We start from the raw sequence: 26,141 nt of genomic DNA on the forward strand, positions 1-26,141 counted from the left end.
TGTCACTACTTTACTGATAAACCTTTTATTTCCCCAAAAATTTTATTTCTGTCTGCAAAGCAATCCCATATTTATGTTGAATATCCTCCTGAATCTCCCCGATCAGAGCAAGGACATCGTAGGCCTTAGCACCACCCGTATTAACAATAAAATTAGCATGTTTCGTTGAAACCAGAGCACCTCCGACGCTCTTTCCTTTCCAACCGGCAGTTTCAATCAAACGCCCTGCAGAATCACCGGGTGGATTTCGAAAGATGCTCCCGGCATTAGGAACCTCAAGGGGCTGATTAATAGCTCTCTGTCTTAAATTTTCTTGCATACTGTGAAGAATGGTCTCCTTGTTCCCCGGCGAAAATTTAAGGGTAGCTTCCATAATCCAAGCCTCTCCGCTCAAAGAGCAATATCGATAACCGAACAGTATTTCCTCTCTCTTAAGCCTTCGCCAAGATCCCTCTGTTGTGAGTATCAATACACTCTCGATTTGCGAAGCCATTTCTCCACCGTGCGCACCGGCATTCATGATCACCGCTCCCCCAACAGAGCCGGGAATCCCACGTGCAAATTCCAAGCCGCTCCATCCACGCTCTCCGGTTTCCTGAGCTAAGCGTGCCAAAGGGTACCCTGCTTGAACTCGAACTGAATAATCATCCCAGTGAATAGAACGCAGTGACGTGGTTACCAGCGTAATTCCCGGAAGTCCTTGATCAGAAATTAAAAGATTAGAACCCCGCCCGATCAGCCAAAGGGGAACTTTGGCCGCCATAGCCCGTTCTATGACCTCTTTAAGATCGTCTGTCGTTTGCGGCCAATAAGCGAACTCAGCAGGTCCGCCGATTTTCCATGTCGTTAAATCCTTCAGCGGATAATTCCTCTCCACACGTCCGGGCATTCCATCCAAAACCATTACCATTCCACCTCAAATTATCCGTCATTATGTTATCTGTCCAAGCAGACTTAAGGGCTAATGTTATGTCAAACCAAGAAACTCCCAAGTTCAGGCACATTGCTATTGACGCCGCTGCGGAGGGTTCCTCTGCAGGATTGGGACGCCTGGGCAAATGCCCTACATAAGTCTCACCCTCTCCCCTATAAAAGTCAATCCCCATTTCGTTTCGTTTCCATAGGACTTCTGGACCAGAGTCGGCCACGCTTCTTCCCAGGGTCTCTTTTCCCGTCAGCATCAATAACCAAGACTTTGGCAGAACCCAGATGAAACCGGGCCTTTCCTCACATTTCCAAGTTCCATCCTTAGTCTGCCAAAGGATAGAAGGTTCAAAACCTGCTTCCTTCAAGATATGTCCAGCCAAGGGGTAACCTTCTGCCAAAACTTCCTGCTCAGAAAACGGTATAACGATTTCGTCTTCAAAAAAATTATGTAAATATACATTAATAGATTGGACCGGCAGGCTGTACTCCAAAATCTGCTGAGGCCGCCAATCATCGTCAAGACCTGGCCAAACAACGCCTTCGGTAAAAGGGCCTGTTTCATTGGCGCCGCAGGCAAATGGTTTTTCCAGCCAATCCTGGAACGAGACAGGGCTTAATTCTGTTGCTGCAGGATCAATTTCGTGAAAATCGAGATTGATCTCCTTAAAGAAAGCTCGAGCCCCATCAATTCCCGGAGCTCCGGAAGGAGCAATTAAAAGCAATCTTCTTCTCGGCCACACACGCCTCACTCCTCTTCTTTGTTACTGCCATATCCTATGCATTGAGGCCAGAAGGTGTGAGCAAAGGAGAAGTCGGTTATTCATGTTCGAGACATAAGGACTAGTGCCATGCCGTCTCTAAACAAAGATCCACAATTTTATTTAACGCTTGTGGTTTAGCCATGACACGAGATGCGCTGCCCATTTCTTTCAACCGAGAGGGGGAAGAAATTAATTCCTCAACATCCTTCCATAACTTTTCCCCAGTTAATTCACGGTCTAAGATCATTCGGGCAGCGCCGGAATTCACCATAGCTTGGGCATTATATTCCTGATGATTCTCAGCAGCGAATGGATAGGGTACCAAAATACCGGGAACGCCGGCAACTTGTATTTCAGCTAAAGATGCGGCTCCGGCACGGCCTATAAAGAGGTCAGAACAGGCCAAGGCTTCAGGCATATCTTTTAAATACTCAAGGATACGCCATCGGGGACTTTTCCAGGGGATCCCTTGGGCATCCAACCCCTCAATGGTCTCCTGATACGTAACATTCCCGGTAGCCCAAATCACCTGTAGCTCCGGATGTTGAAGCAGATGTTCCAGGACCACGGTCATAGCCCGATTCAGAGTTCTGGCACCGCGGCTTCCGCCTGTAACCAGGACAGTTAACTGATCCGGCCGCAATCCTAAATGCTTAGCACCAATGCTGCGAGTCACCCGGCCAATGTCCGGACGGACCGGCAAACCAACTAATTCCAACTTTTTTTGGGCTCCAAAACGAGCCATGCTTTCCGGAAACGTAACCATCACCCGCTTTACAACCCTGGCCAGGAGACGATTGGTAATACCCGGTAAAGCGTTTTGCTCATGAAGCATAGTTGGAACATGAAACAGGGCTGCCGTAAGCACAACAGGCCCGGATACATATCCACCCGTTCCAACAACTAAGTCAGGATGAAATTTACGCAATAATTCCTTGGTCTGCCAAAGAGCTTTTGTACTTTCCCCCATGACCTTAATCGTATCCAAGCTCAGCTTCCGCGGGAGACCTTTACCGGAAATTCCGGCGAACTCTATGCCGGCCTCTGGTACCAAGCGAGCTTCCATTCCCTCTCGAGTTCCTACATAAAGGATCTTAGTTCCGGAATCCCTTGCCAATAATCCCTTAGCAATAGCCAAAGCAGGATAAATATGACCGCCTGTTCCTCCGCCTGTCAGCATTACACGCACCGATCTATACCCCTTCCTTACCTAATTTCCCGGGAAATCCGAAGCAAGACTCCGACACCCAGCATTGTAAAAACCAAGGAGGTTCCTCCATAACTGATAAAGGGCAGCGTTATCCCTGTTACAGGCAATACGCCGCTTACAACCCCCATATTGATCATGGCTTGAATGGATATCATAGCCGTTAGACCCACTGCCAACAAACCGGAAAAAACATCTTCTGATCTCATGGCCACGCGAAATCCTCTCCAAGCGAACAGGAAAAACAACATGACTACTAATGTAGCCCCAACGAAACCAAGTTCCTCTCCAATCATAGCAAAAATAAAATCCGTATGATTCTCAGGCAAATAGAGAAACTTTTGCCGGCTTTGCCCTAATCCCAAACCAAATAGCCCTCCCGGCCCTAAGGCTAACAGGGCCTGAATCGTTTGATATCCGTTGCCGAGAGGATCTGCCCAGGGATCAAGGAAGGCAAAAATCCGCCGCATTCTGTAGGGTGCAGCAGCAATTGCCGCTACGACCAAACCTAATCCACTTCCGCCCAATCCCAAAATATGTGAAGTTTTTGCTCCAGCAGCAATCAACATAAAAAAGGTTGTCGCTGCAATTACTAAGGTTGTTCCGAGATCCGGCTGGAGCATAATTAGCCCTGCAATTAACCCCATCAGACCAAGAACGGGCAAAACTCCTCTGCGAAAGGATTGAATCTTATGAGGGTTTAAGGCCAGAAGATGCGCCATCACTAAAACCATGGAAAGTTTGATTACTTCGGAAGGTTGTATAGATAAAGGACCAAGGCCGATCCAACGATCGGCACCATTTACTCGCCGACCAAGTCCAGGCACTTTAACTGCCACTAACAGGACAATAGCAATGTATAGGGCTGGTTTCGCGAATCGGCGCAGCATTTGTAAATCAACCCTATAACTCACAAACATAGCCAAGAGTCCCAAAGACACCCAAATCGATTCAGCCTTGAGAAAATGATAGGGATCGTCAAACTGAATGTATCCTCGCACTGCGCTCGAGCTATAGACCATAATAAAGCCTATCCCCAGTAAGGCAATAATCGCGCCCAACAAAACCAAATCCGGTCGGTGATACCTTCGCACATAGAGTTCCCCCTTTATTGTTCAATGGGTTCCCTATAATGCCTACGCACTAACTCCTTAAACAATTCCCCTCTTTCCTCATAACTTTTAAACATATCCCAACTTGTACAAGCAGGAGACAGGAGAACAACATCACCAGGTCTTGCCTCAGCAATTGCTTTCTCAACACCGTCAGCAAAACTCGAAGCCCGAACAATTCTCTCAACGCCTTCATCGTTTGCCGCCTGTTCCATCTCATCCGCCGCCATTCCCAACAAAACCAGACTTTTAACCCTCTCTTTAACAAGTTTCATAAAATCATGAAAATCAAGCCCTTTATTTTTGCCCCCAGCAATTAGGACTAAGGGTTCTTCAAAAGCCAACAAAGCTTTGGCAGCCGCATCCGTGTTGGTTCCCTTGGAATCGTTCACGAAAAGAATATCGTCAAAGGTCCCGACAATTTCCTCTCTGTGCTCTACCCCCGGAAATTCCGCAAGTCCTTCGGCAATCTCAGTCCAGGAAAGCCCCAAGGCCTTAGCCGCTGCTGCTGCTGCCATGACATTTTCCAAATTGTGCGCGCCGCGTAATTGCAGCTTCCGACGTGAAATAATGGGAATGATTGTACCGTTTTGCGCGTAAACGATGTTGTCTTGATGGAGACTAATCCCATTTTCCAGCAATGATGTGGGGCTGAAATAAAGAACCTGGCCCTTTAATGTCGCTCCCAACTTACGAACATAGGGATCATCCCAATTTAAAATGGCTAAATCAGTTTCCCTCTGATTCTCAAATATTCGAGCTTTTGCTGCCAAGTAATTTTCTATCGAACCATGTCGATCCAGATGATCAGGCGTGAGATTTAATAATATTGCAATATGAACACGAAGTCTATGTATAAACTCTAATTGAAAACTTGATAACTCTGCAACAACGATTCCCTTTTCATCCAATCCTTCAACTTGTCCGCTCAGAGCGACTCCGATATTGCCCGCAACGATAGTTGGCCTGCCTGTCCGTTTGGCTAATTCTCCGATTAAGGACGTCGTTGTCGTTTTGCCATTGGTCCCTGTAACACCAACACTAAGAGCAGGACAATCAAACATCGCCAGTTCAACCTCGCTCCACACCTCTGCCTCCTGACTTAAAGCGTCTTGAACCAGGGAAAGTTTGGGCGATACTCCCGGCGACAATACCAAAAGATCCGGGTTAATGTCTCGATACTCTGGCACAAAGCCCGTCAGCAAATGTTTATCATCGAGATTCAAGCGTTCGACGCCTTCAAGTTGTTCTAAAGGCTTGCCATCAGTCAAGAAAACTTCCGTCCCCAATTTCTGGAGCTTACGCACAGCAGCCTGACCGCTAAGGCCTGCCCCGATCACCAAAACACGTTTCTTTATCCAGTTCACTTTAGTATCCTCCATTATCAAATTATGTTACGTATGTTACGGGGACGGTCCTTTTAACACATTTTTATGTGTGTTACCGGTGTGTTACCGGGAGGGTCCTTTTAACGTGTTAAAAGGACCCTCCCCCCGACACGCCCGGCTTTTAGCTTAGGGTTGGCATGTAGGCAACAATTCCCAGAATCGTACATGCTAAAGCCACCGCCCAGAAAACTAGAACCACCTTCCACTCGCTCCAACCTCCAAGTTCAAAGTGATGGTGGAGAGGGCTCATGCGAAAAACCCTTTTCCCGGTAGTCTGAAAGGAAGCAACTTGAATAATAACTGAGAGTGCTTCCACGGCATATAACCCACCAACTATAATAAAAACAAATTCGCTTTTAGTAAGAACTGCCAGGCAAGCTAAAGCCCCGCCCAAAGCAAGAGATCCGGTATCGCCCATAAACACGCGGGCAGGGTGAGCATTAAAGCGCAAAAATCCTAAACACCCGCCGGCCAAAGCAGCGGCGAAAACGGCCATATCCGTCTCATGAGCTAAAACCGCCACTCCCTGAATAGCTGCCATCAGGGCGATCACAATATAGCCCATTCCGGCAATCATTGTACTTCCGGCAGCTAAACCGTCCAAACCATCGGTAAGATTTACAGCGTTGGTCATAACCACAATGACTAGTGAAATTACAATATAGTAAAACCAACTCAATTCAAGATGCACTGAGGTAAAAGGAATGGAGACATCAGTCCCTCTGCCTAACCAATGAACCGATATCCACATAAGCACAAAGGCCAAGGCAAACTGGCCAATAAGTTTTTGATAGGCGCGAAGCCCCAAAGAACGATGCATAACGACCTTAATGAAATCATCAATAAACCCGATGAGTCCAAAACCCAGCGTGGTTCCGACAAGAGTCACCATTTCCAGGGAGGTAGGTTGTTCTGCACAAAACAGCGAACTGGCAATAATCCCCACGAGAAAAATTATGCCTCCCATAGTCGGTGTCCCGGTCTTTTGCAGATGTCGTTTGGGACCATCATCCCGTATCGTTTGACCGAACTTTAGTATTCTTAAAATAGGGATTAAAAAAGGGCCTAAAACTAATGTGATTATTAGGGCTAACCCTCCAGCCATGACCAAACGCTCAGACATGCGCTATTCCATCCTTTTCTCTGATCTTTCGAGTTGTGAGGTGATCTCTTCCATTCTCATTCCCCGCGAACCCTTTATGAGCACCCAGGTTCCGGGACCGCAATCTGTCAGAAGATCGCGGGCTATGCTGACAGCCTCTTCACGAGTTTCCAACATATATATCTGATTTGTAGGGTATCCGGCCATTCGCGCTCCATAAGCTATATCCTGAGCCAATTTCCCCACCGTAATCAAAGCACCGATTCCAAGTTCGGCAACAGTTTGGCCAACCTCACGGTGTCCGGATACTGCAGAGGAACCCAACTCGTACATTTCCCCCAAAATGGCAATAGTTTTATTTCCCATTGCCCTTTCCCTAAGAATTCTCAAAGAAGCTTGCATGGAGACAGGATTGGCATTATAGACATCACTAATCAGCGTCGTTTCAGAAATTCCGGGCCGCAGCTCTAAGCGCATTTTGGACAGTTCCAGTTCGCGCAAACCTTTGCACCCTTCAGCTAAAGAAACATTAAAAACTGTCCCGACGGCAAGGGCTGCCAGAGCATCCAAAACATTATGCCTGCCCGGCAAGGGCAGAAATGCATCTTCATTCTGCTCGCGGTAATTCACTTGAAATTCCGTCCCCAGAGCTCCCTTGGGAGCAAGCTGTGAACCTCGGATATCGGAAGAGATTAATCCCTCACTAAGACCATAGAATAATTTCACATGGGAGTCGGAACTTGCCTTCCGAACAGATTGTTCATCTTCAGCATTCAAAATGGCAGCACCTTCAAGGGGAAGAGCGTCAATAAGTTCCCACTTCGCTTGCGCAATCCGTTCCTGAGTCAAAAGCAATTCCAAATGAGTTGTGCCGATATTCGTAATCACTCCGACGTCAGGCTTCCCGATGTCACACAAGGCCTTAATTTCACCCAGTCCCCGCATCCCCATTTCTAAAATTAAGATCTCCGTCTCCGGAGGAGTATTTAGAATCGTTAAAGGAAGGCCTAACTCATTGTTATGATTCTCTTTACTGCGATAGACATGAAAACGCTGAGCAAGAACTGCGGCAATCATATCTTTAGTTGTGGTTTTCCCATTGCTTCCCGTGACCGCAACAACCTTCGCTCCAAGTTCGATGCGCCAAAAACGGGCCAGCTCTTGAAGAGCTTCCTGCCCGGAATTAACCAAAAGGAGCGCTTTCCCCTCAGGGGCCCGTGGGATCTGTCCTCGGTTTTTAAAGTATCCCTCTTCCGCAATAACCAAAGCTGCCCCTTTTTCCCAAGCAGCATTAATATACTCATGTCCGTCGACTCGTTCGCCGGGAAGAGCAAAGAACATCTCTCCGCCCCGTGCCAGACGACTATCAAGGATACATCCTCTCACTTCAATCTTCGGATCTCCGTATAAAGACCCGTTGGTGATCTGAGCTGTTTTCTCAGCCGTCCATTTAAGCATATCCCAGCCTCCTTAAGGATTCCCGGGCAACTTCACGATCGTCAAAGGGATGAACCTCTGTTCCAAAAATTTGATAGGTTTCATGACCCTTGCCGGCGATTAAAACCGTATCTCCCGGTTTTGCCATATGGCATGCTTTTTCAATGGCTTCTCTGCGATCAGGCAATGCCAGGTAATCTATAGTTGAGAGGCCCTGAAGTATTTCTTGAATAATCAGCTGCGGATCTTCAGTTCGAGGATTATCCGACGTCACAATCAAGAAATCACTCCCTTGGGAGGCAACCTTCCCCATTAGAGGCCGTTTTCCCCGGTCTCGGTCTCCTCCGCAGCCGAAGACCGTAATCAGCTTTCCTTGAGTAAAATCCCGAGCTGTACGAACAACATTTTCCAAGCCGTCAGGTGTATGGGCATAATCAACAATCACCTGAAAAGGCTGCCCACAGCGAACGCTTTCAAAACGCCCCGGAACGCCGGGGATTTCTGCCAGAGCCTCAGCCACGTCTTTAGGATCATAGCCACGCTCCACTCCCCAGGCAAAAGCCGCAAGGGCGTTATAGACGCTGAAAAAACCCGGTGTAGCGTAGGTGATGTCCTGAATCTTCTCCTTAAAACAAACCTGAAAACGCACGCCGTCAGCAGTAACTCGCACCTTCCCTGCCCGAAAATCTGCCTCCTGATTATTAATTCCATAAGTTACCACTGGAGCGCTCGATACCTTAACTAATTTCAAAAATGCCGGATCATCTCCATTAAGGATACTAAATTTCGGTTGTTTTTCACCCCTAAGATTGACAAACAGTTTAGATTTGGCATTTAGATATTCTTCCATAGTTTTATGATAGTCCAAGTGATCTTGTGTTAAATTAGTAAAAATACCCACATCAAATTCACAGCCGGCTACCCGTCCTAAATCCAAGGCGTGGGAAGAAACTTCCATGACGGCCACACTTACCCCTTCAGAGACCATTTCTCCTAAGAGCTGCTGAACCTCTATAGCTTCCGGTGTGGTTCTTTCCCCCGGAATTTCCCGCCCGCCGATACGAGCACCCAAGGTGCCTATAATACCGACTTTTTGCCTCTGATGCGAGGCGATTTTTTCGATGAGATACGTTATCGTTGTCTTTCCGTTGGTTCCCGTCACACCGATCAATTCTAAACGCTCACTGGGACGACCATAAATGACGGCTGCAATTGGTCCCATAGTTTGACGAACACTCGCGACTTTTACCTGCGGAACTTCGAGGGGCAAAAAGCGTTCAACAAGCAAGGCTGCTGCTCCCGATTCAACAGCAGCTGCAGCAAAATCATGTCCATCCACTTTAAAGCCGGGAACACAGGCATAAAGGTCTCCTTCTTTCACGCGGCGGGAATCCATGGCTATTCCTTTAATTAAAACTTCAATATCCCCCGATGAATCCTGAACTTCAACGTCACTCATTATTTCAGACAGTGATTTTGCCATCGCTGGCATACCTCATCATCCCTTCATACGCTTTTTTTAATTAGTATAGACAATTAATACCAACAGCAGACCTGACTTTTTCATTATTGTCCCAAAGGGCTCGCCGAAATAGGGATACGCCCTGCCAAACTATTAATCGCTTCGACGTCTTCATCGTCATCCTCCCACCAATGAGCAAGTGTGGGCGCAGCTGCGTCCTTGCCAAGATAGAGAAGTACATTTGATCCCTCCTCAACTTGGGAATCTCCATGAGGAATCTGATCAAGAACCGTCTCACCCTGACCCTCTATTTGAACTTTAAAACCAGCTCCATTTAACGCTTTTTCAGCCTCAGCTACGGTCATTCCCAAGACAGAAGGAACCGTTGCGGCTTTCTTCAGCGGCGGAAACTCCAAACCGGGCATCGGTTTTCCTGGTGTCAAAGGCGCTTGGGAGTCCGGTTTTACTCCTAAATATTTCAAAGAGTCAAGCATAACACTTTGAACCACCGGCGCAGCAACAGCACCTCCAAAAAAGGGCACTCCATCAATTACCGCCAGGATAGCCAAGCGTGGCTTATCTGCCGGAGCAAAGCCCACAAAGGACGCAATGTATTCTCCTTGAATATAGGCTCCATTGACGACTTTTTGAGCCGTTCCTGTCTTTCCCGCCACCCGGTATCCGGGAAGAAAAGACCGTCGTCCCGTCCCATTCGTAACAACAGACTCCAGAATTTCCCGTTCCAATTTGGAAGTATCTTCACTGATGACGCGGCGGACCTCTTCCTTCTTGAAAGGAGTAACGACTCGTCCGCTTGGTCCGACAATATCTTTCACCAACTGTGGCTTCAATAGCGTTCCGCCGTTGGCCACAGCAGAAACTCCCGTCAAAAGCTGAATAGGCGTGACATTATTCGTCTGCCCTATGGACATGGTTGCCAAATCTAAAGCTGTCGCTTTTTTCTTATTTGCTAAAATGCCCCGAGCCTCTCCGGACATCTCAATTCCTGTTTTTTGTCCAAATCCGAATTCGCGCAAGTATTTATAAAACGTGTCCATTCCCAAGCGCTGTCCCATTTCGATAAAACCGGGATTGCAGGAATTCTCCGCGACCTGCACAAACGTTTGATCACCATGCCCTCCAGCTTTCCAGCAGCGCACGTTCTTACCTAAAACCGTATAAGCACCCTTGTCAAAAAAATGTTCCGTTGGTTTAATTTTCTTTTCCTGTAAGGCTGCAGCCAAGGTAATGATCTTAAAAGTTGATCCCGGTTCATAACCATTTTGAACGGCGATATTTCTCCTCGCGCTGGGATCAGCATCCTGATAATGATTGGGGTCAAATCCAGGAGCGGAAGCTAAAGCAAGCAATTCTCCGGTATTAGGATCCATTACTAAAATCGAGGCACTTTTCGGAGATTGTCCGTTCATATTAGTACCTTGACCGGCCATTAATTTCTTCAATTCCCGTTCGGCAAAAGCCTGGATATTGGCGTCAATAGTTAAACGCACTGTATCCCCCTGCTTAGGCGCCAAATACTGATGCTCAGCTTGGGGCAGCGGGATGCCATTGGCTCCGAATTCCTGGAGTATACTCCCCGGAACCCCTTTCAGCTCCGAATCCCTGGTTAACTCTATTCCTTCAAGCCCCTGATTGTCAATCCCAGCAAATCCGATAATATGACAAGCTAAGGTTCCTTGGGGATAATACCGTTGACTGTCCTCAGTAGTCCCTATTCCTGGGAGCGCTAGCGCTCTAATTTGGGCCGCAACTTCAGGCTTAACCTGCTTTTGGATATATTCTAAAGCTGAACGCTTAGTAATTCGCGTTTCTATCTCTGCTTCAGATTTTCCCAAGAGTTTAGACAAAGTTAGGGCTGTTTCCTTTGCTTTGCCTGACTGTCTCACCTCGGCAGGAATTGCGTAAACCGTCTCACTGCTGATGCTCATGGCTAAAACATTTCCATTCCGGTCCTCAATATTTCCTCGTTTTGGAGCTACCGGAACCCCCCGATAATGTGAATCATCAGCTTTCTTACGCAAATCAGCCCCTTGACTTAGCTGTACAAAACCCAAACGAATGATTAGGACAACTAAAAAGGCACAGACACAGAAAAAAAGAAAAGCGATTCGTTTACGCATGACAACTAAAGGACTCACGTGTCCTCACCCCTACCTTTCCGGGGATTCCTGCGTACCCAAAGCGCCCTTCTTCTTAACGTTGTGTAGAAGCAAAGAAACTCGTAAATAGCTTTGAAAATTGATGCAGTGGTGTTGGTTTAGCCTCAGCAGTTTGTGTGTTGGTAGCTTTGGGCGGCGTATTCCCCGTTTGATTTTTGACTGCAGAAATAGTACCTGCCATATACACTGTTCCCGCTGGCTTTTCCATGCCCATAGACAGCGCAACGCTTTCAATCCGACTCACCGAACGCAATTTATCAGCCTCTAACTGGAGAAGATCTTTCTGCTCCTTAAGCGTAGAAATATCCTTCTGTAAAGATCTGATTTGTGCGCCTTTAACAACCGTCAGTTGAATCGTTTCTGCTCCGACAGCTCCAGTCAATCCAACTACGAAGGCCAGCATCAAAATACTTCTCCCATGATGAGACGACCTTTTTCTCTTTTTTACAATTCGTTGGCTTTGTCCGTCAGATCTTAAGTCTATCGGCTCTTGATACATTATCTTTTCCTGCGCCACTACCAAGGGTATTCCTCCTCCTTTTGCTTTAGACCCTTATATTTTTTCAGCAATCCGCAATTTTGCACTTCTGGCCCGCGGATTTGTTTCAATCTCTTCTTCAGTAGGGAAAATGGGTTTGCGTGTTAACACTTTAGCCACTGCCTTAGCTCCGCACCGGCAAAGCGGTAATTCCGGAGGACATGTGCAGCGCCCCAGCCAAGATTTCATTCGTTCCTTGACAATTCGGTCCTCAAGGGAGTGAAACGTAATCACGCCCAAACGACCTCCCTGGTCCAAGCACCTTAGAGCTTGATCCAAAACACGATCGAGGACTCCCAGCTCATCATTTACCGTTATGCGAATGGCCTGAAACGTTCGTTTAGCCGGATGGGGGCCGTCTCGTCGAGCGGCCGCAGGAACTGCGGCTTTTATGACGTTTACTAAATCTCCCGTCGTTTCCAGCGGCCTCTCCTGGCGTTTTTGGACTATAAATTGGGCAATTCGCTTGGCCCATTTTTCCTCCCCATAATCCCAGATAATCTTAGCCAAATCTTCTTCGTGCCAGGTGTTCACGATCTCTTTCGCTGTGAGAGAATTTTCCGAATCCATACGCATATCGAGAGGTGCATCCTGCATATAACTGAACCCCCTCTCAGCTTCATCCAGCTGAGGAGAGGAGACTCCCAGATCAAAAATAATACCTTTGACAGGTCGGAGATCCAGTTCTGCCAGGGTCTTCTCTAAATTTTCGAAATTCTTTCTCACCAACAAAACACGTTTATCTCCGCCAAAAAGTTCTTGAGCGTGATAAATCGCCTGCTCATCCTGGTCAAAACAAATCAATTTCCCCTTGGAGTCAAGTTTCTCCAGAACTCTCCGACTATGCCCGGCTCCGCCAAGGGTGCAGTCAACATATATTCCTGAAGGATCAGTAACCACTCCATCGACGGTCTCTTGCAACAAAACCGTTACATGCTGAAAATCCAAATTAACCCGTTCCTTTCTATATACCAAGCTCTACCAAGGATTCAGCAGCACTAGCGTAATCAGTTTCTGCCTGCCGACTGTAGTCTGTCCAAAGTGTCTGACTCCAAATTTCTACCCTGCTGGACACCCCGACAAGAACTAAATCCTTTTCTAATTGCGCATATTCGCGTAAATTAGCCGGCAATAGAATTCTGCCCTGCTTGTCCAGTTCACATTCTGTCGCTCCCGAAAAAAAGAAACGGACAAAGGCACGAACATTAGGTTGAGTAAACGGTAAAGCGCGAAGTTTCTCTTCCAACACATTCCACTCGGCGATGGGATAAACAAACAAACAATGATCCAAGCCTTTGGTAACAATAAACCGTTCTCCTAAGGCTTCGCGGAACTTTACCGGTATAATCAGCCGGCCTTTCCCGTCAATTGTATGAATGTACTCCCCCATAAACATGTTGTTCGCCCCACTTTACCCCACTTCATCCCACTATTCTCCATTCAAAAAGATTTTCCTGCTCTAAAATGAAAGTTTTCCAAAGAAAATCAGAAAATAGGAATAAAGTCCTTGGCTTCAGGCACACTCGGCCTATCCACACTGCAGGGGTATGCATAATAAGCTGCAGTATAATGATAAGCTCGTCCACTTACCGTTATGGCCAGCGGTTCACATCAGGTATACCTGAAGGTTTGGCGAAAAAAATGGCTGCAGCCATAAATAGCAGCAACCATTGTTAGTAAATAATTCTCTTAAATTTTTGATCATAGGCACCAAGAAAAATACTATAATCCCTTAAGTTTGTCCCCAGGTACAAAACAGCTACCTCAAACCATATGCAATGGTTTTCCCATAATCCCATGGGCAGCCTCCATGATAGTCTCGGGAAGTGTAGGGTGGGCGTGTATTGTTCGGGCGATGTCTTCGGCGTGAAGTCCCTTTTCCACAGCGACCCCCAATTCTGCAATTAAGCTGCTGGCCTGCGGTCCCATAATACTTGCTCCCAGGACAATCCCTTTCTCATCCGCTAAAATTTTAACCATTCCAATGCTTTCGCCCAGGGCCAGGGCCTTGCCATTCGCCGAAAAGGGGAATTTGCTGACCCGATAGTCAATGCCGGAAGTCTTAAGCTCCTGTTCAGAATATCCGACAGCGGCAATTTCCGGATGGGTAAAGATTGCGCTGGGGATAGCTTTGTAACTCATAGAAACAGAACGCCCTGCTATGTGTTCTGCGGCAACAATTCCTTCTGCTGAAGCAACATGGGCCAACATGATTCCTCCGATCGCATCTCCGATCGCATAAACATGGGGAAGGTTTGTCTGCATTTGCGCATTGACTTTCAAGGCGCCTCTTTCTAATTCCAAGCCAAGCTTGGCCGTATCAATGCCTTGCAAATTAGGCTTGCGTCCCGTCGCAAAGAGGACACGGTCGGCTGGAATCTCCTTTATTCCCTTAGCATCTTCGACCCGCACAATGAGGTTGTCACCCTCTTGACAGATCTCTTTGACAGCCGTCCTGGTAAAAATCTCCATCCCGCTGCGTTTAAACAACGGATTTAAACGCTTAGGAATTTCCTCATCAATCGTCGGCAAGAGTGTCGGAAGCATCTCCACGACGGTTACTTTTACGCCGAAGGCCTGAAAAATGGAAGCAAATTCCAAACCAATAACGCCCCCGCCTATGACGACCAGACGCTTCGGCAATTCCGTTTCATTCAAAAGTTCATCACTCGTCCCCACACCAGGAAGAGCTGCACCTGGTATAGGAATACGAACTGGTACTGACCCCGTAGCCAGTATAATATTGTCCGCCTCGATTGTTTCAAGCCCTGAGTCCGTCGTCACTTCGAGCTTTCCCGGCTCTTTAAACTCGCCCCAGCCTTTAATCACCCGGACATTGGCAGCTTTGAGTAATTTCTCTATCCCTCCGACAAGGGTATTAACCACTTGATCCTTACGGGCCATTACTTTAGCATAATCTACTCCTTTTTCTCCTATGGACAGCCCAAATTCTTCAGCATGCTGGATTTCACGCCAGAGATCCGCACTTTTAACAAGAGCTTTTGTCGGGATACATCCTTTGTTTAAACAGGTACCTCCCAAGCGCTCCCCTTCAATCAGCACAACAGATAAGCCTAGCTGAGCAGCCCGTAAAGCACTGACATATCCACCTGGCCCGCCGCCAAGAATCCCAACCTGATAAGACACAGCTTCCACTCCTTCCACCATCTTTCTATGATATTTCGACTTTCCCCAACATTTTCCCTGCATAAAAGCAATACCGCCTATACTATTCGCTGAATGTAGCTTATGTATACGATTAGGACTATTGCAAAATGATTATACAATGTCAATTCGACCAAGCATTCTAACTTTTTGGGTACAAAAAAAGCCCCTAAAGACGTAAAAAATGAAAGTGCTCCTCCCTGTAATAAACAGTTTACCATCTTGACTGTTTCACAGGGGGAGCATATCGAAATCGAAACGCAATCTATAGGGCTAATTTACTTTTTATATTTTTGCGAAAGCTATTGCAGCGTCTCCGTGGGATTTCAATGATACTTTCTTTCAGAGATCAAAAAAAGTCTAGTAAGCAGAAGCTCCAGGGATAAATAAGATTTGACCGGGATAAATCAGGTCTGGGTTACGCAAGTCATTGGCCAGTATAATCGCCTGCATCGTTGTTCCATAACGTTTAGCAATTTTGTAAACAGTGTCACCTTTTTTAACGACATAAACCTCATGAGCAGGAGTTGGCTCTGGCATAGGGCAGTGCACCATTGGTTCCGGAGGGCACGGCATCGGGGGACAAGGCATCGGACAACAAGGATCTACATACATTCCATGATGCATTCCCGCTTCCGGCATACCCATCATTCCGGGCATTGCTTGACCACCCATCATTCCAGGCATTGCTTGAGCACCCTGCATCCCTGCCATTCCTTGAGCATCCGGAGCCATACCTGACATTCCCGACATGCCGGTCATGCCACCCATACCAAGTGCAGGATTATAAGCAACGGAACGTAATTCCATATTAATTTCCTCCTTCAGTGTTCAGATCATTTAGATTAAGCAGATGTTTTTCTCTTTGATTAATAACAATATATGGTTTATTAGTTATATTGTGTATGTACCACGAATTTCTTGCAATTTATTTGCAGAACTATTTTCGCATTTGATGAATGTCCTATTTTAAAGAATGTATGTACCGTTTCTTTGGCATATAGCGAGAAAGGTCAACAGTAATTTATAATATTCACTTTGTATTTATCGCTTTCCAATTGACAGTTTATAGTTAGTCCAAGTTTTTCGCTATTTCTTTAAAGAAATCTCGTTTTAGCTAGCCTTAACTTAAGTGAACTCGTTCAGCTAAAGCTGAACATCGGGGCCACTCCCACTTGTAGAAGTGGGAGTCTCACAATTAAATGAAGCCGCTGGCTGTACCATATGCCGGGGAAAAACTCATTGCATGGAGAGCCGGTAAAGCCCATCAAGATTGCGTGGGGGGGATAGCAGAAAAAAAGAGCCGACGCAAGTCAGCTCCCCTATGTTCCTACAGCGCTAAAAACAGCTTATGTTCTCCCTCTATTTTCTTGTTTTTCCTCACCAAGAAAGCACTTTAACCTTTCCCCGCAATTGCCTCATTAAGCTGAGCAACTAATTTATTAGGATCCCGCCCATGGGTCAAGGCGGCTCCTTCCAGGCTTTCCGTAGCCGACGAAGGGCAGCCCAGGCAATGCATACCCAACTCTAAAAAAATCTGAACCGTTTGAGGATATAATTTCAAAACTTGACCAACCGTCATCTCTTTTGTCAGCATTCCCATGCTCTCCTTCTTGAAACTGTTCATTCACTGTTATCCATATCCTTTAATGACTCCCGATGTCCCCTAACAATTGATAAATATGTTCAGCTAATTCTTTACTTAACGTTCCTGTTCCGCAGCTGGGGGTAAGCATACTTTGCTGCCGCAGCAGGGACTCATCCACACCCCGTTTAACAAGCTCCCGAATATTCCCTTCCAGGCGTCTTCTAAGGCTGTCACCATTTTCCTCCCAGGCATGATGATTTGTAGGTACAATCCCCCAAGAAAGGATTCCCCCACGCTGCAAAAATTGATTGAGAGGCTCCCCTAAGACCATCATACTAGGCATATAGCCATAGGCATCAAAATTAAGGACTTTGATTTCGGAGTCAAAAATTAGTGTCCAATCCATTCCCGCACAAACATGAACACCCGGAATTCCCTGCTGCCTAAGAATTCCTCCGGCGATGATATTCAACTCCTCAATAAGTTGAGTTCTGTCGAGGGTCACGTGAGTCGAGGCACCAAAAGCATAGAGACCAGGATCATCAATAGTCATCAGTACAGGTAAGCCAAAGGATTGGAGTCGTTTCGTCTGCCACTCCGCATGCATTGCCAAGTTCTTGACCAGCATATCTCTTAAAGTTTCGTTATAATAGCTGGCTTTTCTCTGATTATCCGTTATCTGCATTCCCAAAGTCAATGATCCACTAAGCTGTCCCTTTAAAAGGACCGCATTGCGAGTTCCGTTTAATTCCAAGTCGCGGCAGAACAATTCAAAACCTTCCCCGCCTGCGTCACTAAAACCGAATTTTTGCAAAGCCTCTTCGCTACCCTCAAGGGCCTTTAAATATAGTTCAAAGAAAGCAGTCATCCGTTCCGTCCAGTCTTTCGCTTCAATCTGAAACTTCGGAGCATTGACATCTTCGATAACGCCTGTTTCCAACAAAGCATTAAGATATTGGGCAACAAAGGAACTTTCAGCCCCCAGTCCCGGGAGCTGGGGCCAATGAGGTGCTCGCGGGATACCCGACCAGATCAACTCCAAAGCCTCTTTGCCCCTGGTATGAGGGACACTGCCAACCCCCGAGGTCAAGAAATTCGGTTTAAACTGAACGTTATTCATTGGCCATACCCCTTTCCGGTTAGTACTTTATCTTTTTAAAGACATAACTATAGTGGCATAAAGTTTTACAGATTCTCTCCGCAGCCTTAAAGAGAAAACTTAAAGGATAAGGACCTTAAATCTAAATTTCTCAGCAGATGCCACAAATAGATTCCATCTGCATAGTGAAAAGCTCCCCAGACCAGGATAAAACCCGCGAAAATTCCCGGTACCAGCAAGAAGGGCAAGTAACGCCCCCCAATACGATGGATATCATGAACACGAAGAGGAAACAGCAAACAACTAAACAGCACATAACCGAGCAATGGAATATAAACTGGAATTCCCCAGGACAATGCAGCCCAGCCAAGGGCAACGAAGACCGCAAAGTAATAACGACGTTCAAGCCAATAAAGAACTCCTAAGACATGAGGAGCATTAGGCAAATGGGGAGCAGCAACACCAACCTGCAATAGCCTGATAAGCAAGCCCAGCAGGCTTAACAATCCCCAGATCAGCCAGGGAGATTGCCCCTGCAAGGATTCGATGCCTGGCGATAAATGAACAAACCAAGGGCTGAAATTCGTAGGAATACGATATAAAACCGAGGTGATCAGACCGCCAATTAAACCTTCCCGTGCCAGCACAAGCAATCCGTTCCACAGCCAGGCATTGCGCAAACGCCTTCTCGGTTTAACTGCTCCTAATTCCTTATAACGCCAAGTAACGGATCGGATATTCATCCAAGTTAAAAAGATCATCAGCAAAGCCCAGAATCCCGAAACTATCGGTTCTTTTGCCCAGGCAGGACTGGGCTGAGGGGAAGATTCTGCCTTGACCTCTCCCCAAGATCCTTGAATCTTATTGCCTTGCACCACCAAAGACTGGGCATCGGACAGTCCGGTAACGGAACTCGGCATGGTTTTAATGGCAAAAGCCAAATCAGGCTGAACCTTTGTTGCTGTTTGTTGCAAATAGGTCTGAGCCGCTGAATCGGAGTCTAACCCCTTACCCACTGTCCAAGCCCAGAGTGAGGGATGGATCATTTTTTCCGAGGTAACCCTAAGCGCATCTTCAGGTTTAGGAAGCCGACGGGAAGGAACCCCGACAGCGGGTAATTCTGCCCATATACCCATCCCCGTCTGATCGGCCGTTTTCAGCCAGAGATCATCAGGGTACTGGCCTATGAAGTAGATAAGATTGATCCCTTTGCGCTGTTCACCCTTAAGCCAAGACGCCAATTGACCGGTATGACGAATCTTGTATTCCTCATCAGGCGTTAAAGCCTCGCCTTTAATGGCAAGCACCTGATCATTTAAAAGCCATTTCCCGGACGAAAAAGCAATCGTCCTTAGTCCCAGAGGAATTGCTAAATCATCAATATCACCCCGATTGTTCGTTACCGTCAGATGCAGCTGATAGAGAAAAGGCGATTGAGGCGTCCAGCGCCGGGCATTCGGGACTGTAAATATGAGATTGACCGCTTGATGATCAGCATTATTCTGAGGCTGAACCGTAATGGTCTGTTCGGCAACACCTGCTGATCCATCGGAAATAACGCCGTAAACCGTCCAAGGACCTTCGGGGGTAAAGCCATGGTGCCAAAGCCCTGTTGTAATTGCAACCTGGGCAGTCGTTTCATTCCAGGTAACCTTGAACTGCGGTTCAGTCAAGGTCGTTTCAACCACGGCCTCTAAATTAACGTCCCCTGTAATTCGTCCCGATTCCGGCCAGGATGACCCTAAAAACATGGTTCGCTGCTGAATACTTGAGGAAAGTGCAACGATTAAAACATTATCTTCCCCATAGCGAAATGCCTTGGGAGGTATCTCCACAACGTCCGCCCCGCCGCTTCCCTCAAAGTCTCCTATTTTATCAGGACTTGTTGTCCCATTTAAGTAAACCGACACATGCCCCTGTACCCCGTTTAAGGTAAGCAGCATGGTTCTGGAGCTCCATTCTGCCGGTACACGAAAGCGCTTCGCCCCTATGGAAAACATTTCACTTGAAGGTATTGTCAGAGGACGTCCGGCAGTTAATATGGATTGGTTAGTTTTCCCTTGAGAACGTTCAGATTCCGTTGTCCAGGCCTGCCGTAACGAAGAAAAGCAATCCCACGTCCCATCCAAGGCTTGTATATAACGGCTTGAGCTTGTTCCATTTTGGCTCCCTTGAAGAGCCAATCCTGCAGGATTGTGCCAGTTCCACCATAATGATCCGATGACTAAAACGAATGCTGCTAAAAAAATTATGATGCGTCGATTGAACATAATAGCTCCTTCAAAACCCAGAAGATTTATACGCATTTATATTCGTGCAAAACCTCAAAAACCCTTGCCATTAAAAAAATAAACCCACTTGGCATAAGGTGACTTTGTCACTGCTGCACAAGGGGGTTCATTGGTCGTTCATAGCGATCCTAATCAGTTCAGCACCTCATCCTGGCGGCACTCCGGACAGACACCATAGAATTCCAGACGATGGCCAAGAATCACGAAGCCGGATTTTTCCTGAGCTTCCTGAGAAAGATCAATGAGGGGGCGATGAAAATCTACGACTTTACCACATTTTGAACAGACTATGTGGTAATGGTTATGAGGATTGCCGTCAAAGCGGCTTGACATATCCCCGTAAGACAATTCTAAAAGATGTCCATGAACTTTAAGCATGTTCAATGTATTATAAATGGTCCCTAAACTCACACCTGGAAACTTCGCCTTGACATGATGATAAATCTCATCGGCAGTGGGATGAGTCGTAGTACCAAGGAGAAATTCCAAAATTGCCTGCCTCTGAGGTGTAAAGCGGACACCTTTATCTTTTAGTTGTTTAAGAATTTCTATCGCATCCAAAGAGAAAACCCCCTTTCCCGTGTAATTTAAAATGACTTTTAATTAGATTTTAAACTAATGTAAGTTGTTTGTCAATGAAAAAGGAGAGTTATAACTCTCCTTTTTGAGATCCTTCAATCGTGCTGTCAATTAAGCTGGATTTGGTGCTTCAACAGGACAAACACTCGCACAAGAACCGCAGTCAATGCAGAGATCTGCATTAATAACGTATCGATCTTCGCCTTCGCTAATAGCTGAAACTGGGCATTCCCCTTCACAAGCACCACAACTGATACAATCGGTACTAATAACATATGCCATGAATAAACATCCCCTTTTTCTCCAACTTCAAAGTCAATATACCAAAGCTTAGGAAAAAAGGCAAGCATAAAAACGATGTTTCAGGGCATGATGTATAATTTAGCCCGAATTATAGATCACGTTCCGGCCTATAAGGCACCTGGTATAATCGGCGCATACAATGTGAGCAATAAGGTAGGACACGATTACTCACATGATTTCTTCGAAAAAGTACATGTTCCAAATCTTCATGTTCAAAACCGCAGGCTCTACATTTTTCTAACATTTTTCTTCCCTCACTTTGTGTAATTGAGAACAAATAGTTCATATATAGTATGCTCTGTTTGCTCTCAGAATAAACACTCCCAGCCTAGAATTGTTGCTTCAAAATTTGAGTTAAATGGCTTAGGGTGTAGCATTCATACATTTGACAGCTCGGCAGAAATGCTTGAACAAAAGGAGTCTCCTGCCAACGTCGTTTAGGAAGAGTATTCAGCCAGAGAACTTCATGAACATGGCGCCGAATCTGTTCTAATAAAGCCGCCGCCTTTTCTCCTTCTAAGGTTTGACCGTCACTGACAATGATTAAGAGTGTTTGTTTCGCCAGAGCTGCCGGAAAGGCCTGTTGCAGAGTCAGCAAAGCATTGGCAAAATTTGTCCCTCCGCCCCATTCTTTTCCCGAAATTTTCAGGGTTTCCTTAACCATTTCCTCAAATGTCTGCTCTTTTTTTAATTGTCCTGATAAAGGAATGAGAGCTTCGCCAAAAGCAAAAGTTTTAATCCCCTTGACGACTTCAGAAAGTCCATAAATAAATTGCCAAATAAACTCGGTATATTTGAGCATAGACCCCGAAATATCACAAAGCAAAACAATTTTAAGTCGTGCCCTGCGCCGGGAGCGGTAACTCCGTTCCACGAGCACTCCGCCATAACGCAGATTTTTGCGCAGCGTTGCCCGCATCTCCACCCCCCCGCGCCTGTGATCAGCACGATAGCGCCTTGTAACCTGGGTGGCAAGACGCTGACTGAGACGGCGAATCAGGCGTGTCACTTCCGGCCATTCTTCTGGGGATATTTTTTTTAAGTCCCGGCTTAAGACATCTGCTTCGCGTTCCCGCAGTGCCCGTTCAACTTCTGACAATAAAGCATCAGTTGAACCCGGCGAAAGAATCGGATCGTCCTCATTTAACCGTTTGCGCCAATATTCCAAAGAACCGCGCAAAACCCGTTCAACCATAGGCTGATATGTATGATCAACGGGGATCCCGCTTTTTGTCCCCTGTGCTGACTTATCCAGAAAATCCTTTATTCGCTGTTTATCGTTCTCAGGCAGGCTTGCATAAACAGCCCTCTGTTCTTCCGTAATCTCCAACTCATTTCCCTGAAAACGCAAATCCTGCCTTGCCTGCTCCAACTGTCCCTGCCATTGGCTGGCTTTTTCTGCCGTTTCCTTCTGCCACACTTCCTTTTGCTCCTTACTGGCAAAATAGGCCCGAAAGGCTTCTTGGAACGAGGGGATATATCGGGCATCTTTAACAAGGGTTGCCTGCAATACCGCTTCAACCTTGTTCTTATCTGCCATCCCCAGTATCGTTAATCCTTGCGCAGCATCAGAAATCTCCGAAGGGCTGATCTTTAAGCCAACAGAGCGTAATAATTGGGCAAATTCAACCAAATGGCGGTCTAATTCACTCACTCTCTCAGGATTGTTTTCCATGAGCATGCCTTTCCTCTTGTCCCAGTTTGCTCGCTTCGAAGAGAAGGCGTTCCGCCCCCATTTCGCGATAAAACAAGTCTACATCGTCTTGACTTTTTAATAACAAGGTCAAGGTTGCCTCCACCCAGGCAGGATCCAAATCGTTTTTTCCCATAACCAGCAGAGCCTTAGCCCAATCCATCGTTTCCGAAACTGAAGGCACCTTATTTAAGGAGAGCCTGCCCCGCAAAATATGAACGGCGCGAGCCACTTCTAAAGCCAAGCGTTCCGGCAAATCCGCAACCTTTTTACGCAAAATTCGAACTTCTTTGTTGACAGATGGGGGCTCTACATTAAGAAAAATACATCGCCGCTTTAGCCCATCGGAAAGATCTCTTTCCCCGTTGGAGGTTAAAACAACGATCGGGGGTTCTTGAGCCCTGATTGTTCCCATCTCGGGGATGGTCACCTGGAATTCCCCTAATAATTCAAAGAGAAACGCCTCGAATTCAGAATCTGTCTTATCGATTTCATCAACTAACAAGACACTTTTTTCGGGATTGACAAGGGCTTGCAGCAATGGCCGAGGAAGCAGATAATCCGAAGAAAAAAGGTCTTCCTCCTTTAACTTATCCTGACTCATCTGAATTTTCAAAAGTTGCCTTTGATAATTCCATTCATAAAGTGCTTTCGTTTCATCTAACCCTTCATAACACTGTAAACGAATCAAAGGCGCCCCAAAAACCTGGCTGAGAACTTTAGCAATCTCTGTCTTGCCAACTCCCGCCGGTCCGGAGATCAAAAGAGGCTTGCCTAACTCCGTGGCTAAAAAGGCCGTAAGGGCGATCCGATCATCCCGCTCTGTAATATAGCCTATTTCCTCCAAAGCATCTTCAAACTGATCAAGGGTCATCCTGTTCATAGTCCTCCCCCTTTCACATTTCCTAAAATCATGTTCTCAATTCATGAACCACGCTCTCATACACCTTCTCATACTCCGAGACCGCCCGCTCCACCGGGAATGTCTCTCTTGCCCAGCGAACAGCTTGTTGAGAAAATGTTCTGTATCGAGCTTCATCAGTCAGCAGCTCCACGACCGCTTCACTCATTCCTTGAATATCTCCTGCCTTCTTCAGGAAGCCCGTTTTCCCATGCCGGACAACTTCCGGTAATCCACCGACTCTGCTGGCAACGACGGGAACTCCGCATGCCATTGCTTCAAGTGCTGCTAACCCGAAGCTTTCTTGTTCCGAAGGAAGCAGAAAGATATCGACCATCTGGAGAATCTCATGAACGCTTTCCTGCTTGCCTAAAAATTGGACCTTGTCTTCTAAACCCAGTCTCAGCACCTCTCGTTCTACCCGGCTCATCTCAGGCCCATCTCCTACCAGCAATAAACGACAATCTACCCTCCTCTCAACCCGAGCAAAAATATAGACAACGTCAACCACGCGTTTTACCTCTCGGAAGTTGGAAATATGGGCTAAAATCTTCTCGCCTTGAGGAGCAAAATACTGTCCGCATCGTCGCGTTGAACTGCTTAAAGGACGATAAACTTTGGGATCAATGAAATTAGGAATTACTTGGATTCCTTGATCTGTTTTTCCAAACGTCTTTTCTGTTTCCAAAGCTAGAGCGTGAGAAACAGAGGTCAGGCGGTCACTCACCTTTAAGGCTAAGCGTGTTAATTTAAAAAACTCTTCATAGGCTCCGACCAAGGTGACATCCGTTCCATGCAGTGTCGTAACCAATGGCAGCGGCTTCGCCATCATTTGCACAGCTAAATAAGCACTGATACTGTGAGGAATTGCATAATGGGCGTGAATAATATCCAACTCTGCATAATTGGCGACATCAACAATTTTATTGGCCAGCAGCAGGGTATAAGGTGCCGTTTTAAACAAAGGATAACTTACCTCAGTTACCTCATGAAAAAAAAGCTGCTCATGATAGCGATGTAAGCGAAAAGGGCGAGACGAAGAGATAAAGTGGACTTCATGACCTCGCTCACCCAATGCATAGCCGAGCTCAGCAGCGACAACACCGCTTCCTCCATAACTCGGGTAACAAACCATTCCAATTTTCATTCTCAAGCACCCACTTCGAATCTGGCATAGTCTTTGTCAAACCAGCCAAGAGGCCGCCTTTCAGGAATTCATATCCTCAAAGCCGATAGGCATGGCATCCTGAATGGCCTCTCCGATGATGTTCTGGATATCATTAACCATTCGTGACACTTCAAATTCAGCCTCCAAATATTCCCTCGCTGCCGGATTAATGCTCACCAGACTATATAAACGTTCAAGCTCTTGCTGTTTTTCCTCGCTGACTTCTTGTTCCAACATTTGCGCCTCACGTATCTCCCACTGTTTTAATTGAAATTCACGAACCATCTTATGATTATTAGCATCACTCATAACCTTTGCTTTTGATTTGTGAAACTGCTTGAATTCAGCTGATTCTTTAAGTGTACGGGCCAATTCGTGAGCCAAATCATGTGCCGCCATTTCTTAACCCCTCTTTCCCTCTTTATCTAAATGATTGTCAATATTATATAAAAATTTGCGGTTTGAAACAAATAGTAAGTTTTTAAATTGACGAGCTATGAAAGACGAGTTTTGCTAAGAGCTCAAATGCTTGCAAACGACTGTAAGCCAAAAAATCCTGCCATTGTTCCCTGCTGATTAGCCAAGGGCAATGAACCGCTTTCCAGCTTGCAAACCCTAAGGGATTTCCGCCATACATTTTCTCCAAGCGACGCTGCGATAGACTAATGATTCCCTGTGCATGACAATTAACTGTAATGGGTTCAAGGCAGAGAACAGGCTCTTCTTCATAGGTAACAAGCAAGGAAAACTTAGTAAGTTGTTGGATGCCCACCTTTTCTCGTTGAACGTCATCTTCCAGCGGAACAGGATCCGGCCGCAGAACTCCTCCGATTTTCTCCCAAAACGCTCGTTCATCGAGGCTTTGGATAGAGGCACAAACTCCGACGGCGCCCATCTGACCGGCGAAACGAACGACAAAACGGGCAAAATCGTAATCGACCGTATCTTTCAGCTCTAAGCCGTCTAAAAGCACCAGGCGTTCTGCCCTCCGCAAGGTCAACGCTCCGACCCCTTCTTCTCCCATATGAACCACATTATATCCCAGCGACCTGCAAATTTCCGGCTTCAACCCTGTTCCTTTTTCTGTCAGAAACGCCCCCAGAGCTAACGCCCAATCTTCCAGGCCCTCTTCATTCCAATCCGATGAAGAATCAATTTCTATTTCCATCCAAGGCATAGACACAACACCTCTCCTTTACCAAAACACTAACACTTGGTAGTGTTGCACCGTTAAGGAGAG

General features: G+C 46.4%; 24 protein-coding genes. All 24 read right to left on the reverse strand.

The features are described 5' to 3' along the window. Window positions 1-25: 25 nt before the first annotated feature. Entirely contained in the window at window positions 26-904 is an 879-nt protein-coding gene (gene murB / locus B5Y67_RS22065) for a UDP-N-acetylmuramate dehydrogenase (protein WP_170932772.1), read from the reverse strand. Next, window positions 819-1,667, reverse strand: coding sequence for a hypothetical protein (locus B5Y67_RS22070; protein ID WP_088228546.1), 849 nt, complete (start codon window positions 1,665-1,667; stop codon window positions 819-821). Before B5Y67_RS22070 ends, murB begins: the two co-directional genes overlap by 86 nt. 100 nt (window positions 1,668-1,767) lie before the next feature. Next, window positions 1,768-2,877, reverse strand: a complete 1,110-nt coding sequence (murG, locus tag B5Y67_RS22075) for an undecaprenyldiphospho-muramoylpentapeptide beta-N-acetylglucosaminyltransferase (protein WP_088228547.1) — start codon at window positions 2,875-2,877, stop codon at window positions 1,768-1,770. 17 nt (window positions 2,878-2,894) lie between these two features. Continuing rightward, window positions 2,895-3,989, reverse strand: a complete 1,095-nt coding sequence (spoVE, locus tag B5Y67_RS22080; RefSeq protein ID WP_088228548.1) for a stage V sporulation protein E — start codon at window positions 3,987-3,989, stop codon at window positions 2,895-2,897. A 14-nt stretch (window positions 3,990-4,003) separates the two neighbouring features. Next, on the reverse strand, window positions 4,004-5,374 hold the full coding sequence (gene murD, locus B5Y67_RS22085; RefSeq protein ID WP_088228549.1) for a UDP-N-acetylmuramoyl-L-alanine--D-glutamate ligase: 1,371 nt from the start codon (window positions 5,372-5,374) through the stop codon (window positions 4,004-4,006). Window positions 5,375-5,516: 142 nt separating this feature from the next. Next, window positions 5,517-6,518, reverse strand: a complete 1,002-nt coding sequence (gene mraY, locus B5Y67_RS22090; protein WP_088228550.1) for a phospho-N-acetylmuramoyl-pentapeptide-transferase — start codon at window positions 6,516-6,518, stop codon at window positions 5,517-5,519. A gap of 3 nt (window positions 6,519-6,521) precedes the next feature. Then, window positions 6,522-7,955, reverse strand: a complete 1,434-nt coding sequence (gene murF / locus B5Y67_RS22095) for a UDP-N-acetylmuramoyl-tripeptide--D-alanyl-D-alanine ligase (protein WP_088228551.1) — start codon at window positions 7,953-7,955, stop codon at window positions 6,522-6,524. Further along, window positions 7,948-9,426, reverse strand: coding sequence for a UDP-N-acetylmuramoyl-L-alanyl-D-glutamate--2,6-diaminopimelate ligase (locus B5Y67_RS22100; protein ID WP_088228552.1), 1,479 nt, complete (start codon window positions 9,424-9,426; stop codon window positions 7,948-7,950). Before B5Y67_RS22100 ends, murF begins: the two co-directional genes overlap by 8 nt. A gap of 74 nt (window positions 9,427-9,500) precedes the next feature. Continuing rightward, window positions 9,501-11,555, reverse strand: a complete 2,055-nt coding sequence (locus B5Y67_RS22105; RefSeq protein WP_088228553.1) for a penicillin-binding transpeptidase domain-containing protein — start codon at window positions 11,553-11,555, stop codon at window positions 9,501-9,503. 55 nt (window positions 11,556-11,610) lie between these two features. Further along, window positions 11,611-12,099, reverse strand: coding sequence for a septum formation initiator (locus B5Y67_RS22110; RefSeq protein WP_088228554.1), 489 nt, complete (start codon window positions 12,097-12,099; stop codon window positions 11,611-11,613). Window positions 12,100-12,129: 30 nt separating this feature from the next. Next, window positions 12,130-13,062: a 16S rRNA (cytosine(1402)-N(4))-methyltransferase RsmH gene (gene rsmH / locus B5Y67_RS22115; protein WP_088228555.1), complete on the reverse strand. Its 933-nt coding sequence runs from the start codon at window positions 13,060-13,062 to the stop codon at window positions 12,130-12,132. Window positions 13,063-13,078: 16 nt separating this feature from the next. After that, a complete protein-coding gene (gene mraZ / locus B5Y67_RS22120; protein WP_170932773.1) occupies window positions 13,079-13,510 on the reverse strand; it encodes a division/cell wall cluster transcriptional repressor MraZ in 432 nt (143 codons plus the stop codon). Window positions 13,511-13,878: 368 nt separating this feature from the next. Continuing rightward, entirely contained in the window at window positions 13,879-15,261 is a 1,383-nt protein-coding gene (gene lpdA, locus B5Y67_RS22125; protein ID WP_242976084.1) for a dihydrolipoyl dehydrogenase, read from the reverse strand. A 378-nt stretch (window positions 15,262-15,639) separates the two neighbouring features. Beyond that, the gene (locus B5Y67_RS22130; protein ID WP_088228556.1) at window positions 15,640-16,089 is read right to left on the reverse strand and encodes a LysM peptidoglycan-binding domain-containing protein; all 450 of its coding nucleotides are present in this window, start codon (window positions 16,087-16,089) and stop codon (window positions 15,640-15,642) included. Window positions 16,090-16,675: 586 nt separating this feature from the next. Further along, entirely contained in the window at window positions 16,676-16,876 is a 201-nt protein-coding gene (locus tag B5Y67_RS22140) for a DUF1858 domain-containing protein (RefSeq protein WP_088228558.1), read from the reverse strand. 49 nt (window positions 16,877-16,925) lie between these two features. Next, a complete protein-coding gene (locus tag B5Y67_RS22145) occupies window positions 16,926-17,987 on the reverse strand; it encodes a methionine synthase (RefSeq protein ID WP_088228559.1) in 1,062 nt (353 codons plus the stop codon). Window positions 17,988-18,073: 86 nt separating this feature from the next. Continuing rightward, on the reverse strand, window positions 18,074-20,236 hold the full coding sequence (locus tag B5Y67_RS22150) for a glycosyl hydrolase (protein WP_088229046.1): 2,163 nt from the start codon (window positions 20,234-20,236) through the stop codon (window positions 18,074-18,076). Between the two features lie 153 nt (window positions 20,237-20,389). After that, a complete protein-coding gene (locus B5Y67_RS22155; RefSeq protein ID WP_088228560.1) occupies window positions 20,390-20,818 on the reverse strand; it encodes a transcriptional repressor in 429 nt (142 codons plus the stop codon). A 129-nt stretch (window positions 20,819-20,947) separates the two neighbouring features. Further along, window positions 20,948-21,118: a 4Fe-4S binding protein gene (locus tag B5Y67_RS22160; protein WP_047810796.1), complete on the reverse strand. Its 171-nt coding sequence runs from the start codon at window positions 21,116-21,118 to the stop codon at window positions 20,948-20,950. A 349-nt stretch (window positions 21,119-21,467) separates the two neighbouring features. Further along, on the reverse strand, window positions 21,468-22,820 hold the full coding sequence (locus tag B5Y67_RS22165; protein WP_088228561.1) for a VWA domain-containing protein: 1,353 nt from the start codon (window positions 22,818-22,820) through the stop codon (window positions 21,468-21,470). After that, complete coding sequence (locus B5Y67_RS22170) at window positions 22,798-23,706, reverse strand: MoxR family ATPase (RefSeq protein WP_088229047.1); 909 nt, start codon at window positions 23,704-23,706, stop codon at window positions 22,798-22,800. The genes B5Y67_RS22165 and B5Y67_RS22170 overlap by 23 nt, the downstream gene beginning before the upstream one ends. Window positions 23,707-23,743: 37 nt before the next feature. Next, window positions 23,744-24,880 carry an N-acetyl-alpha-D-glucosaminyl L-malate synthase BshA gene (gene bshA / locus B5Y67_RS22175; RefSeq protein WP_088228562.1) on the reverse strand — a complete coding sequence of 379 codons (1,137 nt, stop codon included), beginning with the start codon at window positions 24,878-24,880 and terminating at the stop codon, window positions 23,744-23,746. A 60-nt stretch (window positions 24,881-24,940) separates the two neighbouring features. Next, window positions 24,941-25,300 carry a YlbF family regulator gene (locus tag B5Y67_RS22180; protein WP_088228563.1) on the reverse strand — a complete coding sequence of 120 codons (360 nt, stop codon included), beginning with the start codon at window positions 25,298-25,300 and terminating at the stop codon, window positions 24,941-24,943. An 82-nt stretch (window positions 25,301-25,382) separates the two neighbouring features. Next, entirely contained in the window at window positions 25,383-26,078 is a 696-nt protein-coding gene (locus B5Y67_RS22185; protein WP_088228564.1) for a hypothetical protein, read from the reverse strand. Between the last annotated feature and the right edge of the window lie 63 nt (window positions 26,079-26,141).

It is taken from the genome of Desulfosporosinus sp. FKB, assembly GCF_002196705.1.
In the GTDB taxonomy this organism is placed as follows: Bacteria; Bacillota; Desulfitobacteriia; order Desulfitobacteriales; family Desulfitobacteriaceae; genus Desulfosporosinus.